11 protein-coding genes are annotated in these 13,966 nt (G+C 60.7%); 3 read left to right on the top strand and 8 right to left on the bottom strand.

Annotated features, from left to right (window positions below; all coding sequences use genetic code 11):
- The first annotated feature begins 425 nt into the window (after positions 1-425).
- On the top strand, positions 426-2,573 hold the full coding sequence (locus ACQRAJ_RS04160; protein ID WP_427747802.1) for a Tex family protein: 2,148 nt from the start codon (positions 426-428) through the stop codon (positions 2,571-2,573).
- A 224-nt stretch (positions 2,574-2,797) separates the two neighbouring features.
- On the opposite strand, the gene ACQRAJ_RS04155 is transcribed toward ACQRAJ_RS04160, so the two are convergent.
- From ACQRAJ_RS04155 to ACQRAJ_RS04135, 5 genes are all read right to left on the bottom strand, one after another.
- Positions 2,798-3,502: a transaldolase gene (locus tag ACQRAJ_RS04155; RefSeq protein ID WP_427747801.1), complete on the bottom strand. Its 705-nt coding sequence runs from the start codon at positions 3,500-3,502 to the stop codon at positions 2,798-2,800.
- Positions 3,503-3,826: 324 nt separating this feature from the next.
- Positions 3,827-5,218, bottom strand: a complete 1,392-nt coding sequence (locus tag ACQRAJ_RS04150; protein WP_427747800.1) for a PTS ascorbate transporter subunit IIC — start codon at positions 5,216-5,218, stop codon at positions 3,827-3,829.
- A 71-nt stretch (positions 5,219-5,289) separates the two neighbouring features.
- The gene (locus ACQRAJ_RS04145; protein WP_022094539.1) at positions 5,290-5,565 is read right to left on the bottom strand and encodes a PTS sugar transporter subunit IIB; all 276 of its coding nucleotides are present in this window, start codon (positions 5,563-5,565) and stop codon (positions 5,290-5,292) included.
- 75 nt (positions 5,566-5,640) lie between these two features.
- On the bottom strand, positions 5,641-6,087 hold the full coding sequence (locus ACQRAJ_RS04140; protein ID WP_154517874.1) for a PTS sugar transporter subunit IIA: 447 nt from the start codon (positions 6,085-6,087) through the stop codon (positions 5,641-5,643).
- 9 nt (positions 6,088-6,096) lie between these two features.
- Positions 6,097-6,807, bottom strand: coding sequence for a transaldolase (locus ACQRAJ_RS04135; protein WP_117564350.1), 711 nt, complete (start codon positions 6,805-6,807; stop codon positions 6,097-6,099).
- Between the two features lie 348 nt (positions 6,808-7,155).
- On the opposite strand from ACQRAJ_RS04135, the gene ACQRAJ_RS04130 reads away from it, so the two are divergent.
- The gene (locus tag ACQRAJ_RS04130; RefSeq protein ID WP_427747799.1) at positions 7,156-7,947 is read left to right on the top strand and encodes a DeoR/GlpR family DNA-binding transcription regulator; all 792 of its coding nucleotides are present in this window, start codon (positions 7,156-7,158) and stop codon (positions 7,945-7,947) included.
- A gap of 41 nt (positions 7,948-7,988) precedes the next feature.
- Here the strand turns inward: ACQRAJ_RS04130 and ACQRAJ_RS04125 are convergent, their stop codons facing one another.
- Positions 7,989-8,819, bottom strand: coding sequence for an HAD-IIB family hydrolase (locus ACQRAJ_RS04125; RefSeq protein WP_427747798.1), 831 nt, complete (start codon positions 8,817-8,819; stop codon positions 7,989-7,991).
- Between the two features lie 75 nt (positions 8,820-8,894).
- Between ACQRAJ_RS04125 and rlmKL the strand changes: the two genes are divergently transcribed.
- Positions 8,895-11,462, top strand: coding sequence for a bifunctional 23S rRNA (guanine(2069)-N(7))-methyltransferase RlmK/23S rRNA (guanine(2445)-N(2))-methyltransferase RlmL (gene rlmKL / locus ACQRAJ_RS04120; RefSeq protein ID WP_427747797.1), 2,568 nt, complete (start codon positions 8,895-8,897; stop codon positions 11,460-11,462).
- 95 nt (positions 11,463-11,557) lie between these two features.
- On the opposite strand, the gene ACQRAJ_RS04115 is transcribed toward rlmKL, so the two are convergent.
- Positions 11,558-12,271, bottom strand: coding sequence for a response regulator (locus ACQRAJ_RS04115; protein WP_370450656.1), 714 nt, complete (start codon positions 12,269-12,271; stop codon positions 11,558-11,560).
- Positions 12,272-12,275: 4 nt separating this feature from the next.
- A complete protein-coding gene (locus ACQRAJ_RS04110; protein WP_427747796.1) occupies positions 12,276-13,901 on the bottom strand; it encodes a sensor histidine kinase in 1,626 nt (541 codons plus the stop codon).
- Positions 13,902-13,966 lie beyond the last annotated feature (65 nt).

The raw sequence follows: 13,966 nt of genomic DNA, 5'->3' as shown, positions 1-13,966 counted from the left end.
TTTACTCCGTGCTCAAACATTCTCGCTTCGCTGCGAAACTGCGCGCGGAGCAAGCACCCCCATCTCCCTCGGGGAGCGCCTGCGCACACGGTCTTTACTCGCAGCCTGAAAAGAAGTGGTGAGGCCCTTGCCGTTTGGCCAGGGCCTCGTTTTGTAAGGATGATTTGGGAGGTGGTGGAGGAACAGTCTTTTTGGGACGGGGCTAAATTAGCTGGTTCTCCATCCCAATATCGATGAATCAACAAATCGCAACTGAGCCCTAATCAAAAAAACAGCTAATTTAGCCCCGTCCCAAAAAGACTGGTCAAGCTAACGGAACACCGTAGCTAAAAAAGCCCCGTCCCAAAAAGACTGCTTTGGCAGAACGTCGGGTGGTATCCTTGGTAGCCCTGTGCTGCAAACGCACCTTAAACGCAAGGAGTCCCATGGATCTTATCGCCCAGCTCGCCCGCGAGCTCAACCTTAAGGCCGCCAACATCGAGGCAGCCGTCAAGCTCATCGACGAGGGCAACACCATCCCCTTTATTTCGCGCTACCGCAAGGAAGCAACGGGCGGCATGGACGACGTCGCCCTGCGCGCACTCGACGAGCGCCTGTCCTACCTGCGCAATCTTGAGCAGCGTAAAGAGGACGTCATCCTGCTCATCGACGCCCAGGGCAAACTCACGCCCGAACTCGAGCAGCAGATTCGCGAGGCCACGCAGCTCCAGCGTGTCGAGGACCTCTACAAGCCCTACCGCAAAAAGCGCATGACTCGCGCGCAGAAGGCCCGCGAGGCAGGCCTTGAGCCGCTCGCCAACATGATCATCATGCAGGCCTCGGCCAAGGGCAGCGCACTCGACGCCGCCGCGGCATACGTCAACGAGGAGGCCGGCTTCGACACGCCCGAAAAGGCGCTTGCCGGCGCGGCGGACATCGTGGCCGAGACGGTGGCCGAGGACCCCGAGAACGTCGCCGACCTGCGCGCCTTTACGCAGAACACCGCCGACATCGTCGTCGAGGCCACCGACCCCACCGAAAAGACTCCCTACGAGCCGTACTACAGCTATGACGAGCCGCTGCGCCGTATACCCAACCACCGCGTGCTGGCTATCGACCGCGGTGAGCGCGAGGGCAAACTCCGCGTGCGCGTGAACGTCGACGGCACTGCCGCCACGGCACGCCTCGGCAGCCGTTGGCCCCGACGCCAGGGCGTGTTTGCGCCCGTCTTTGATGCCGCCATCGCCGACGGTTACAAGCGCCTCATGGCCCCCTCGCTGGAGCGCGAGGCCCGCGCCAAGCTCACCGTCCGCGCGCAGACCGAGGCCATCAACGTCTTTGCCAAGAATCTCGAGGGCCTGCTCTCGGCACGCCCCGTGCGCGGTGCCCGTGTGCTCGCACTCGATCCGGGCTACCGTACCGGCTGCAAGGTCGCCGTCATGGACGAGACCGGCAAGCTACTCGACCACGGCGTGGTCTACCCCACCAAGCCGCGCCACGACGTCGCCGGCACCAAGCGTGAGCTCGCCCGCCTCGTCAAGAAGGACGGCGTCAACACCATCGTCATCGGCAACGGCACCGCCAGCCGCGAGACCGAGGAAGTCGTCTCGGAGTTTATCGCCGAACAGGCGCCTGGACTGCGATACACCATCGTCAACGAGGCCGGCGCATCGGTGTACTCCGCCTCCGAGCTCGCAAGCCAGGAATATCCCGACCTGGACGTCACCGTGCGCGGCGCCATGAGCCTGGGCCGTCGCCTGCAAGACCCGCTGGCAGAGCTCGTCAAGATTCCACCCCAGTCCATCGGCGTTGGCCAGTACCAGCACGACCTTGACCAGGCCGAGCTTTCGCGCACCCTGGGCCACGTGGTGGAGGACGTCGTCAACCGCGTGGGCGTCGACGTAAACACCGCAAGTGCGAGCCTGCTGGGATACGTATCGGGCATCACGCCGAGCGTAGCCAAAAACATCGTGGCCTACCGCGAGGAGAACGGCGCCTTTACCGATCGCCGCCAGCTTAAGAAGGTCCCCAAGCTGGGGCCCAAGGCATATCTCAACGCCGCGGGCTTCCTGCGCATCAGCGGCGGTAAGAACCCGCTCGATGCGACGAGCGTCCACCCCGAAAGCTACGAGGTGGCCACGGCCGTCCTGGAGCGTGCGGGTGTGGCGGCAAGCGAGCTCAGCCGCGGCGGCGTGCCCGACATCGAGCGACGCATCGGCAGCATCTCGGCACTGGCAAGCGACCTGGACTGCGGCATCCTCACGCTCATCGACATCGTCAACGAGCTCAAGAAGCCTGGCCGAGACCCGCGCGACGACGCGCCCGAGGTGGTCTTTAGCCGCTCAGCACTTTCCATCGACGACCTGGAACCCGGCATGGAGCTCAAGGGCACGGTGCGCAACGTCGTGGACTTTGGCGCCTTCGTCGACGTGGGTGTGCACCAGGACGGCCTCGTGCATATCTCCAAGCTGGCCAACCGCTTTGTCAAGCACCCCAGCGACGTGGTGCGCGTCGGCGACACGGTCAAGGTGTGGGTCGAAAAGGTCGATCGCGACCGCAAGAAAATCTCCCTCACCATGGTGCAGGGCAAATAGCCGCCAAAGCGGACGTCCCCCTCTTCGCGGCGTGCAAAATTGCGAGTATTCAGCATCTCCCGATAGCCCCGCAGCGCTTCAGAGGGCCATAAAAGCAAAAACGGCCCCCGTTTTGGCGTTTTAGGGCCAAAACGGGGGCCGTTCCGCGCTTCAACCAGATGGTAAAAGTCTTTACCATGCTGAAAACTCGCGATTTTGCACGTCGCTGCAGGGGGTACCCTTGCTTAGGGCAGAATATGGAAACCCAAAGCGGCGATATCCTTGGCAAAACCGCGTACGGTATCGAGCGAGACCTCGTACGGGTCACGGCCGATGTTCTTGCGCTTGGCCAGGATGCTATTTGGCACCGTGATGATCTGGCAACCGCAGGCCTCGGCCTGGTAAATGTTGATGAGCTCGCGCGTGGACGCCCACAGGACCTCGCAGTTGGGCTTTGCGGCGGCCTTCTTGACTGACTCCCTCATAAACGGAATGGGATCGACGCCGGTGTCGGCGATGCGACCGGCAAAGAGCGAAATGATAGACGGCGTCTCGGCGTCAACGGCCTCGACCATCTCATCGACCTGCTTAGGCGTAAAGATGGTGGTAACGTTGACCTTGATGCCGTCGGCCGAAAGCTTGCGGACCAGCTCGGCGGTGGACTCGCCCTTGGTGGTCACGCACGGAATCTTGACGTAGACGTTCTCGGCCCAGGTAGCAATCTCGCGCGCCTCGACCTCCATGGTCTCGACGTCGTCGGCAAAGACCTCAAACGAGACGGACACATCGGTGATGTGGGCCAGAACCTCCTTGGCAAACGCGCGGTAATCCGTCACGCCACCCTTCTTCATAAGGGACGGGTTGGTCGTGAAACCCTGAACGTTGCCGTTCTCGTACATGTCGAGCATGCCCTCGAGGTTTGCACCGTCAGCGAACACCTTGATTGCCATCTGCCTGATTCCTTTCGTTTGCATACGGCCGATAAACTGCTAAACACTTTACCTACGTTTATCAAGGCGTAAGCTGCGGTTTTTTATCTTCTCGGCGAACGGTTTTGCAGATTTACCATTTTTATATCGACATTCCAGCGGCAAAACGTTTTTGCCAATCATCGCGGTTGATTCCATTGGCGACTCAGAGACAGCGCTTCACCGGCGCGTTTTCACAACCGCTCCAAAACAAAAAGCGGCGACGCCTCATTTGAGACGTCACCGCTTCCGTGTAGGAGCCGGTTATCGGAGCTCCGCCCGATTAGGGCTTAACGTATGCCTGGATTACTCTTCCTCAACGTGGTTGATCACAGCACCCTTGGTGTGGATGAAGTTGGGGACGAAGGCGATGATCAGAAGGACGGCGAGAATCGCGTAGACACCGGTGGTACCGAAGGCCTCGGCAGCGCGGCCGAGCGTAATACCAATGACGGAGAAGTCGAAGTCGCCGAACGTAGTGTTCTTGAAGCCAAAGACGTCAAGAACGGGCAGGAGCAGGGCCGGGGCAAAGGTGATGAGCAGGCCGTTGACGAAAGCGCCAAGAGCTGCGCCCTTGCGACCGCCCGTGGCATTGCCGTAGATACCGGCGGTAGCACCGCAGAAGAAGTGGGGAACCATGCCCGGGATGATGAAGATGCCCAGGGTAGCGCCCACGATGAACATACCGACCACGCCACCGATAAAGGAAGCGACAAAGCCGAGGATGACGGCGGTGGGAGCATAAGGGAAGAAGACGGCGCAGTCGACGGCGGGGATGGCACCGGGGATCAGCTTGTTGGAGATGCCCTGGAAAGCCGGGACCAGGTCGGCGAGAATCATACGGACGCCGTTGTAGACGATAGTGACACCGACGGCGAAGGACAGGGCACAAGTCAGGGCATAGACGATCACATTGTCGCCGCCAGCGGTCTTGGTAACGACCGCAGGGTCTGCGATGTAAGCGGCAAAAGCGGTAACCAGATAGAAGAAGGCCATGGTAAGAGCCGTGGAGATGGTGGTGTCGCGCAGGAAGGCAAACTTCTCGGGAACCTCGATCTTCTCGGTGCTGTTCTCCTCGGCGTCCTTAGCAAAAAGCGTACCGACTGCAGCGGAGATGTAATAGGCGAGTGAACCGAAGTGGCCCATGGCGATTTCATCGCCATCGGTAACCTTCTCGGTGAAACGCTGACCAACGGCGGGAAGCATAGCACTCACGAGGCCCAGGAACATGCCGCCCACGATGACAAGCTGGACATCCTGGAAGCCAGATGCCTGCAGAACGGCAGACAGCAGGCAAGCCATAAACATGCTGTGATGGCCCGTCAGGAAGATGTACTTAAACTTGGTAAAGCGGGCAATGATAATGTTTACGACGTAGCCGAGAATCAGGATCATCATGGTCTGAACGCCAAGGACGCTCTGAGCCATCGAAACGACGACCTCGTTGTTAGGCACGACGCCGGTGATGTGGAAACCGGTCTCGATGAAGGTACCCAGCGGAGCAAGGTTCTCCTGAACAACAGCGGCGCCAGCAGACAGCATGATGTAACCAAGAATGGGCTTCAGGGTTCCCGTCATCACCTTGTGGGCAGGGCGCTTGAGCGCAACAAGGCCCACAAAGGCAAACAGACCCATGATCCACGCTGGCTTGGTCAGAATCGATTGGATAAACTCAAGTATGGGAAGGATGGCTTGCATCTGCGCTTCCTTTCTCTCTAACGTGGGCGCGTTTCCCTCTTCCACAGGGAACCGCCCTTTTTTATGCCGCTTTAGGCGTTAGCAGCGGCCGCCTTGATTGCCTCAAGGGCGTCTTCGCGGATCTTCTTCTTGTTCACATAGCTGCGAACGATCACAACGTTGCCGTGGAGCTCGGGGGCGAGCTCCTTAACGGTGATGAACAGATCCGGATTTGCGGAAGAAGCACCGTTCAGGTCCATAGACTCAACGTCGGCCTTGATGCCCTCCTCCTCGCAAAGCTCCTCTACTTTGCCAGCGAGCATCAGGCTAGACCCGATGCCGTTTCCGCATACGGTGATGATATGCATGGCAACCTTCCTCTCCTACACGTGACGGTTTTCCGTCTATCCAAAAGCGGCGACGCATCGCCGTGCCATTAAGGCCTAAAAGAATGAACGCATGGTCTCCAAAACCTGCTCGGGCGTATCGCATGCGCTGAGCTTGGCAACGCAGTCCTCGTCCTCGAACATCTGCGAAAGCTCCGCCAAGCAGCCAAGATGAGCCTTGGGGTCGGGTGCGCAAATACCCACGAGCACGTGAACCGGATCGAAATCCTCATGTCCAAATGCAACGGCAGGGTCAAGCGTGACAATGCAGATGCCGGCCTCGCTCACATTGCCATCGGCCTGAGCGTGAGGCATGGCAATGCCCTCTTCCAAGACCATATAGGGACCGAATTTGTGAACCGACGAAATCATGGCGTCAACATAGCTCTGGTCGCATTTGCCGGCGTCAACGAGCAGCTTACCGCATGCCTTGATCGCTTCCTCCCAATCGGAGGCCTCGACGTGGCAGGCAACAAGCTCGGGCTTAAGAAGATCGGTCAGCATGCTCGCCCCCTACTCCTCGGGCAGGATATGGAAACCAAGTGCCTGAATGTCGCGGGCGAAGCCCTTGACCGTATCAAGCGAGTACTCGAGTAAATCTTTTCCGAAATTCTTGCGCTTGGCAAGAAGGGCATTGGGAACCGTAATGATCTGGCAGCCAACGGACTCCGCCTGGAAGATATTGAGGACCTCGCGCGTAGACGCCCAAAGAACCTCGGCAGCAGGCTTGACGGCAGCCTTCTTTACGGACTCCGCCATGAGGGGCAGCGGATCGACGCCGGTATCGGCAATGCGACCGGCAAAGATGGACAGAATAGAGGGGGTCTCGGCAGAGACGGCATCGACAAACTCGTCGACCTGCTCGGGCGTGAAGATGGTGGTGACATTCACCTTGATACCGTCGGCAGAAAGGCGCTTGACCAGCGCGGCGGTGGACTCGCCCTTGGTGTTGAGTGCCGGGATCTTAACGTAGACGTTGTCTGCCCAGGTTGCAATCTCGCGGGCCTCGGCTTCCATACCCGCCTCGTCGTCGGCAAATACCTCAAAAGAGACCGACACATCGGTGATGTGCTCAAGAACCGTCTTGGCAAAAGCGCGGTAGTCAGTCACGCCACCGGCCTTCATAAGGGAAGGATTGGTCGTGAAACCCTGAACGTTACCATTGTCATGCATGTCAAGCATGCCTTCGAGGTTAGCGCCGTCGGCAAACACCTTGATCGCCATGTTCGGTCCTTTCTCATCTAGCACTATTGCTATCGAAAGCCTTCTTCTTTGTTTCAAAAGCTTTTCGGTTTTCTTTTATAAACCATTTCAAAAGCTATCGAAAGCTCAATTGTCATCTTTCCGTGAGCGGTCGAATATCGGGTGTGAACGTACTTCTTTTGGGCGGCACCTTCAGAACAAGACCCTCTACACGCTATTTAAGTGCAAACTATCTGCTACGCATGCATTTGGGACATGCCATTCCGTTCATTTGATTCATTCGATTTTGCCTTGTCCTTTTCATATCGATACGTTATATTTCGATTACGAAAGGCGTATCTTTTGCCTTTCGTTCAAAAGGAGCGGCATATGGCATCTACTTCAGACCTTTCACCGGCCGAGCGTCAGCGATTTATTATGAACTGGCTGGCCGAAAAGCCAAATATCTCGGTATCCGACATCGTTCGCCGTTTTTCGGTTTCGGAAGTCACCGCACGACACGACCTCGTCTCGCTGGAATCCGAAGGCAAGCTGCGTCGCGTACGCGGCGGAGCGGTATCGCTTTCTCGCTCCAACGCAATCTCGTATCCCGAGGAGCGTATCAATGTCCAAGTCGAGGCCAAAGAGGCCATCGCCGCAACCGCGGCAACTCTTGTTGATGATGGCGATGTTCTGGTAATTGATATCGGCACCACAGGCTTTTACTTCGCTAAGGCCCTCATGGACAAGCGTGAGATCACCATTATCACCGGCGATCTTGCAATCGCGAACTATGCCAGCTTTAATCTCCCCAATGCTTCGGTAGTGCTGCTGGGCGGCTCCGTGCGCAAGGGCCACCTCTACCTCGCGGGCGCACTAACGCTCGACTGCATGAGCAAACTCCATGCCGACAAGGCGTTTGTCAGTGCCGACGGATTCCACCCCGACCACGGCTTTACCGTCGAGCACGACTTCTCAGCCATGATCAAGCATATGTACCTGACCAACTCAAACAAGAGTTACATGATGGTTGACCAGGGAAAGTTCAACAAGACCAGTTTTTATCAGTCCGCGCAGATCGATGACCTCGATGGCATCATCGTTGATGGAGACGACGAGGGCATCATGACGGCGGCGATCGAGAACAGTCGCAGCCATCCCAAGCTCTATATTGCAATATAGCTCAAATGGCCGGGTCGCCCCCCTGCGGGCGACCCGGCCATTTATTCAATCAACCCAAAATGCTGCATCGCTGTGACGGTGCCGTCGTGTGCGACATCGTCGGTCACGTAGTCGGCGACCGCCTTGACCTCGGGCATGGCGTTGCCCATGGCGACAGCCGTCTCGACCGAAGCGAGCATGCCCAGGTCGTTGCCCGAATCGCCAAAGCCAAAGGTGCGCGCATTTCCTTCGCGGCCCAGATACGCCAGCGCTCGCGCCACGCCCACGCCTTTGTCAATACCCTTGGGGCTCAGCTCGCGATTCTGGCCACCGGTGTTGCACAGCTCAAACTCGCAATCGATAAAGCCGTCATCATTGGCTACGCGAGCCAAACTGTGCACACTGAGGCATACCTTGCCCACGCGCAGACTGCCGTCGACGCGCATTTCCTCGGTGCTGTGCACCACAGAAGTGCCGATCAGAGACGACTGCTCAACGCCCACAGGCTCCAGGGCAAAAGTAGCCACGTTGGTCTCGAAAAAGGCCTCAATCCCTGCCGCGGCCATACGGCGCGCAAGCTCCTCGATAACGTCCTCGTCAAAGCAGTCCTCGTGTACCACGCGTCCCTCGACCTCGAGCGTGGCGCCTGCCATGGCCACGACGCCCGCGGGGTCGAGCGCACGCAGGCTATCGGCGATAAGCCACAGGGGGCGACCCGTGCAGATAAATGCCTTGTGCCCTGCATCGCGCAGTGCACGGAACGCCTCAACCACCGTCTGCGAGGGGCGAACCGCCGAAAAGTCCTTATCGGTCATATCGTCGGGATCGAACGACGTCAGCGTGCCGTCCACGTCAAAAAAGAGCACGGCGGAATCGGGGCACGCATCAATCATATGGGTTCCTTTCGGGGATGAGGGCAAACGAAGCATCCATCATATAATGGAGCGACGCAACCAGAGAGGTCACCCATGGAATTTTACGCAAGCTGCCCCGAGGGCTTTGAGTCCGCACTCGCCGATGAGCTTAAACGCCTCGGGCTTTCGCATGTCCGCCGGCTGAAGGGCCGCGCTACGTTTGAGGGCGAGCTCGAAGAAGGCTACCGCGCCTGTCTGTGGTCGCGCCTGGCGAGCCGCGTGTTCGTGGTTCTTGGGCGCTTTGAGGCGCAGGATGCCGATGAACTGTACGATAGCGTTTACGACATCGCCTGGGAGAACATCATCCGCCCCGGCGCAACCATCGCCATCACCGCCCGCGGCGTGACCGAGCAGCTGCGCAACACACGCTTCTCTGCCCTGCGCGCCAAGGACGCATTGTGCGACCGCCTGGCCGAAACCACGGGCCGTCGCGCCGATGTCGATGCCGCCGATCCCGATGTTCACCTGCTGCTTTCGCTGCGTCAGCGCCGCGCGAGCATAAGCCTGGACCTTTCGGGCGACCCGCTGTTCAAGCGCCTGCCGCCCGCAGCGACCCGCGCCGGCGAGGGCGCGCACGTGCTGCGCCCCGACTACGCCGCCCTGGTGCTGGCGCAGGTCGGCTGGACCGCACTATGCGAGCGCGAGTTGACGGCCGACGATTACGAGAACGAAGCCCTGCCCACGCTGATCGACGCCTCGTGCGCCGGCGGCGGTCTGCTGCTGGAAGCCGTGAACATTCTGACCGACCGCGCCCCGGGCGCTGCACGCGAGCGCTGGGGCTTTGAGGGCTGGCAGCCGCACGACGCCGCCCTGTGGGAGCAGCTGCTTGCCGAGGCACGCGAGCGCGAGGCGGCGGCGCGCGAGCGCCAGGCGCGCATCGTCGCCGTGGACATTGACCCCGCTGCCCGCAAGACTGCCGAGCGCATGGTCAAGTGCGCCGGCTACAAGCGTTTTGTCGACTTTTGCGCTGCCAAGCCAGCCACCGTGCTGGACCATGCAGGCGCTGTCGCCGGTGCCGCCGTGGTCGCAGACACCACCGAGACCCCGCTTTCGCTCATGCACGACGCCATGACGCTGGTCGGCGAGCTGCGCCGCGCGCCCGAGCTTGCCGCGGCGCCGGTCGCCGCGCTCACCCGCGATGGATTGCTGGCCCGCTCGCTCCACGCCGAGCCCGAGCGCTCGATCGCCGTCATGCCCAACAACGAGGAGGCGACCGTCGAAGTCTGGCCGTCGCTCGACCACGCCGCCGCAGCGTTTGAGGCTGCGACCAGCGCAGATGCCGAGGCCGAGGTTGCGGATACCAACGAAGTCAACGACAAAGCCGCCAGCACCCCCATGCCCGAACCTGCCGCCACACTCGACCTGGGCGACGGCAAGCCGCTGCCCGTGCTCATCCCCGAGTCCGAGCAGTTCGCCAACCGCTTGCGCAAGAACGCCCGTCTGCGTCGCAAGTGGGCAAAGCGCGAGGGCGTGAGCTGCTACCGCGTCTACGATGCCGACCTGCCCGATTACTCCGCCGCCATCGACCTGTACGAGGGCTGCCCGCAGACGCCGGGCCGCTGGCTCGTCATCGCCGAATACGCCGCGCCCAAGACCATCGATCCCGCGCTTGCCCAGGCCCGCATGCTCGACATTCTGGCCATCGCGCCGCGCATCCTAGATGTTCCCGCCGAGCACGTGCACGCCAAGGCCCGCATGCGTTCGCGTGGCGGCTCGCAGTACGGCAAGCAGGGCGCCGGCAAGGGCGGCTCGGGCGAGCGCGCCAATATCGCACGCCGTCGTCTGCCGCTCATCGAGGAGGGCGGCCTTACCTTTGCCGTCAACTTTGACGACTACCTGGACGTCGGCATCTTCTTGGATCACCGCGTCACCCGCAACCTGGTGCGCGAGCACGCCAAGCAGGCGCGGCGCTTTCTCAACCTGTTCGCCTATACCGGCACCGCTACCTGCTATGCGGCAGACGGCGGCGTCGAGGAAACTGTGACGGTCGACCTCTCCAACACCTACCTGGACTGGGCCGAGCGCAATATGCGCCAGAACGGCTTTGTTGGTCCGCAGCATCATTTTGTGCGCGACGACGTGCTTGCCTGGATTCGCGTCCAGCGCCAGACGCGCAACCGCTGGGACCTGATTTTTGTCGATCCGCCCACGTTTTCGAACTCATCAAAGATGGGCCGCCGCACCTGGGACGTCCAGCGCGACCATGTTGAGCTTTTGGCCGGCGTATCGCGCCTGCTCGCACAGGGCGGCCACGCCATCTTTAGCTGCAACCTGCGCGGCTTCCGCCCCGAGACGCGCAAGCTCGCGCGCGCGGGCGTCGTGCTAGAGGACATTACGGCGCAGACCATCCCCGAGGACTTTGCGCGCAACCAGAAGGTGCACCATTGCTATATCGTGCGCCGCCTGCCCATCGAGGACGCCATGGCCGAAGTCGGCTTTAGCGCCGAGGAGATTGCAGAGCGAACCGAAGAGCTGCGCAACCCCGAGGCCCGCAAGCCCCGCGCAACGGCGCCCGCGCACGCGCAGGCCGGAGACCGAGGGTCGCGCGGCGACGGCAAGCCTGCCTGCGCCGGCAAGCCCAAAAAGAAGAAGTTCTACGCCAGCAAGCCCAAGGGCAGATAAACCAAGTTGCGGTGGAATACGGACTGTTTTGCCTGGAATTAGGCAAATTTAAACCGTATTTCACCGCAACTCATATTGGGATGGTGGTTGGCGATCTAGCCTTGGGTGACCAGGCGATAGCCGATACCCACGTGCGTCTGGATATAGCGCGGATGCGCCGGATCGGACTCGATCTTCTTACGCAACGTGCCCATAAAGACACGAAGGCTCGCCAGGTCGCTCTTAGTTGCCGTGCCCCAAATCTCGTGCAGGATAAACTGGTGCGTCAGCACCTTGTCGGCGTTGTGCGCCAGCAGGCACAAGAGCTTGTACTCGATCGGCGTCAGATGCAGCTCCTCGCCATCCATCGTGGCGATGCCGGCATCAAAATCGATATGCAGCTCACCGGTATCGAACGAGCCCTCGGAGGCAACGCCGCCCGTTTGCGCATACGAAAGGCGCCTGAGCGTCGTGCGAATGCGCGCGAGCAGCTCCTCGACCGAAAACGGCTTGGTCAGGTAGTCGTCGGCACCGGCATCGAGTGCGCGAATCTTGTCCGCATCCTCGCTGCGCGCCGAGACCACAATGATCGGCATGCCCGACCATGCGCGCACCGACTCCACCACCTTGACGCCGTCCATATCGGGCAGGCCCAGATCGAGCAGCACAATACTCGGTGCCTGCGATGAGGCGGCGGCGATGGCGGCATGGGCGGTCTCCACGGCCATATGGCGCAAGCCGTGCGCCTCGAGCGCGGCAACGATAAGGTTGCGGACGGCGGGGTCGTCCTCAACGACCAAGATAAGCGGTTTCATGGCAGAGTTCGACACAGCGTTACTCCTTATCAAACGAAACGTCGGCGGCGGGAAGCCCAATCGTAAAGACCGAGCCGTGCGGGTCCGCCGCGGCAACCTCTATGCTACCGCCATGCGCCAACATAATGGATCGACAGAGCGAAAGTCCCAAGCCCACGCTGCGATGGCTATCAGCCAAGCCATGGTTGACAGTGTAGAACGATTCAAAGATCCGGCCCTGCTCCTCGGGCGCAATACCGGGACCGTCATCGGCGACGGAACATGCCACCTGTCCATCGTTCGCCATAATCGAGATCACGATATGCGAGGCGGGCGGCGTATAGGCAATAGCGTTGTTCACCAGGTTCACCACCAGCTGCACCATCAGGCGCGCATCGACGTTGACGAGCGCCGGCTCGTCGCACGGCACCACCTTAAGATCGTGCTCGCGTACAGCCGGATTCACGTGGCGCAGCGCCTCCTCGACGATATCGTCCATGAGCTCGAGCGTGGTCGACAGATGCATGCCGCCGCCCTCGAGCTTTGTGATGGCGAGCAAATTCTCGACGGTGGCGTTGAGCCATTGCGCATCCGAACGAATGGAAAGGAGCATGCTGCGGCGCGTCTGGCTATCGAGCACGGCCGTGCCGGTCGAACCCTGGTCGAGTAGCACGTCGGCATTGCCCGAAATGCTGGTAAGCGGCGTGCGCAGATCGTGCGAGATGGAGCGCAGCAGATTGGCGCGCAGCTGTTCGTTTTTGGCGAGCACCGCCGCCTCCTCGCGGGCCTCCATGGCGCGGGCGCGATCGAGTGCCAGCTCGCCTTCGCTCACGATGGCGTCGGCAAGTGTCCGTTCCTCGTGCGTCAGCATGTCGGGCTCGGCAACGATAGCCAGCACGCCCACCACCGAGGCGGGGTCGCCCGAGCGCACGAAGCCGTCGCCCGTGCAAACCGTCAGGTAGATGCCATAAAACGCCGAGCCGCCATAGGTGGCATCGAGCGGCGTTCCCACATAGGCGGACGCAGAGAGCCGCGGCGGCATTTGGGGCGTCAGCTGGTGCACCGGCGCGGCGTCACCCACGGCCGTGTACGTCGCACGCGGCAGCAAGTCATCATCGTCGGCGTCGGCGCTGTACCACACGACCGGACAGCCCGAAAGACGCGCCAGCTGCGTTGCCATGGCATGCACAATCTGCTGCTGATCGGGACACCGCTGCAGCATGCGGTTGGTCTCGAGCACCATATGCGTGCGACGGTCGCTGGCGGCAGCCTGTGCCAAGGCGCGGCGCAGGGCCAACGCAATCGAGCTCGACACAAGCGAGACCACAAACATGATGAAGAACATGCCGGGATAGACGCGGTCGATAAACGATAGCGAGCAGCGCGGGTCGACAAACAAGAAGTTGTAGAGCGCTACGGCGGCAGCCGAGCTCAGCAGGCAATACAGGCGGCTCCAGGTAAAGAATGCGCACAGCTGCACGGCGAACACATAGACGATCATGATGCTCGGCGCGAGACCAGGATGGTCGAGCAGCGCACCCACAATCGTCGCCGCGATCAGCAGCCCCGCCGATACGCAGGCGTCATACAGAGGGCTGCGACGTGTCAGCGTTGTGCGCCGCCACCAAAAGCTATCGGCAATATCGCCGTCCGCACGGACGTCCATCGGCACCCCGCCCCTCTCTTAAAAACAAAAACCACCACAGAGGGGACAGCACCTTTGTGGTGGTT

The organism is Collinsella sp. SGI.184, from assembly GCF_050313415.1.
In the GTDB taxonomy this organism is placed as follows: Bacteria; Actinomycetota; Coriobacteriia; order Coriobacteriales; family Coriobacteriaceae; genus Collinsella.
The sequence above is the reverse complement of the archived record's forward strand: the minus strand, read 5'-3'. Positions and strand labels throughout refer to the sequence as shown.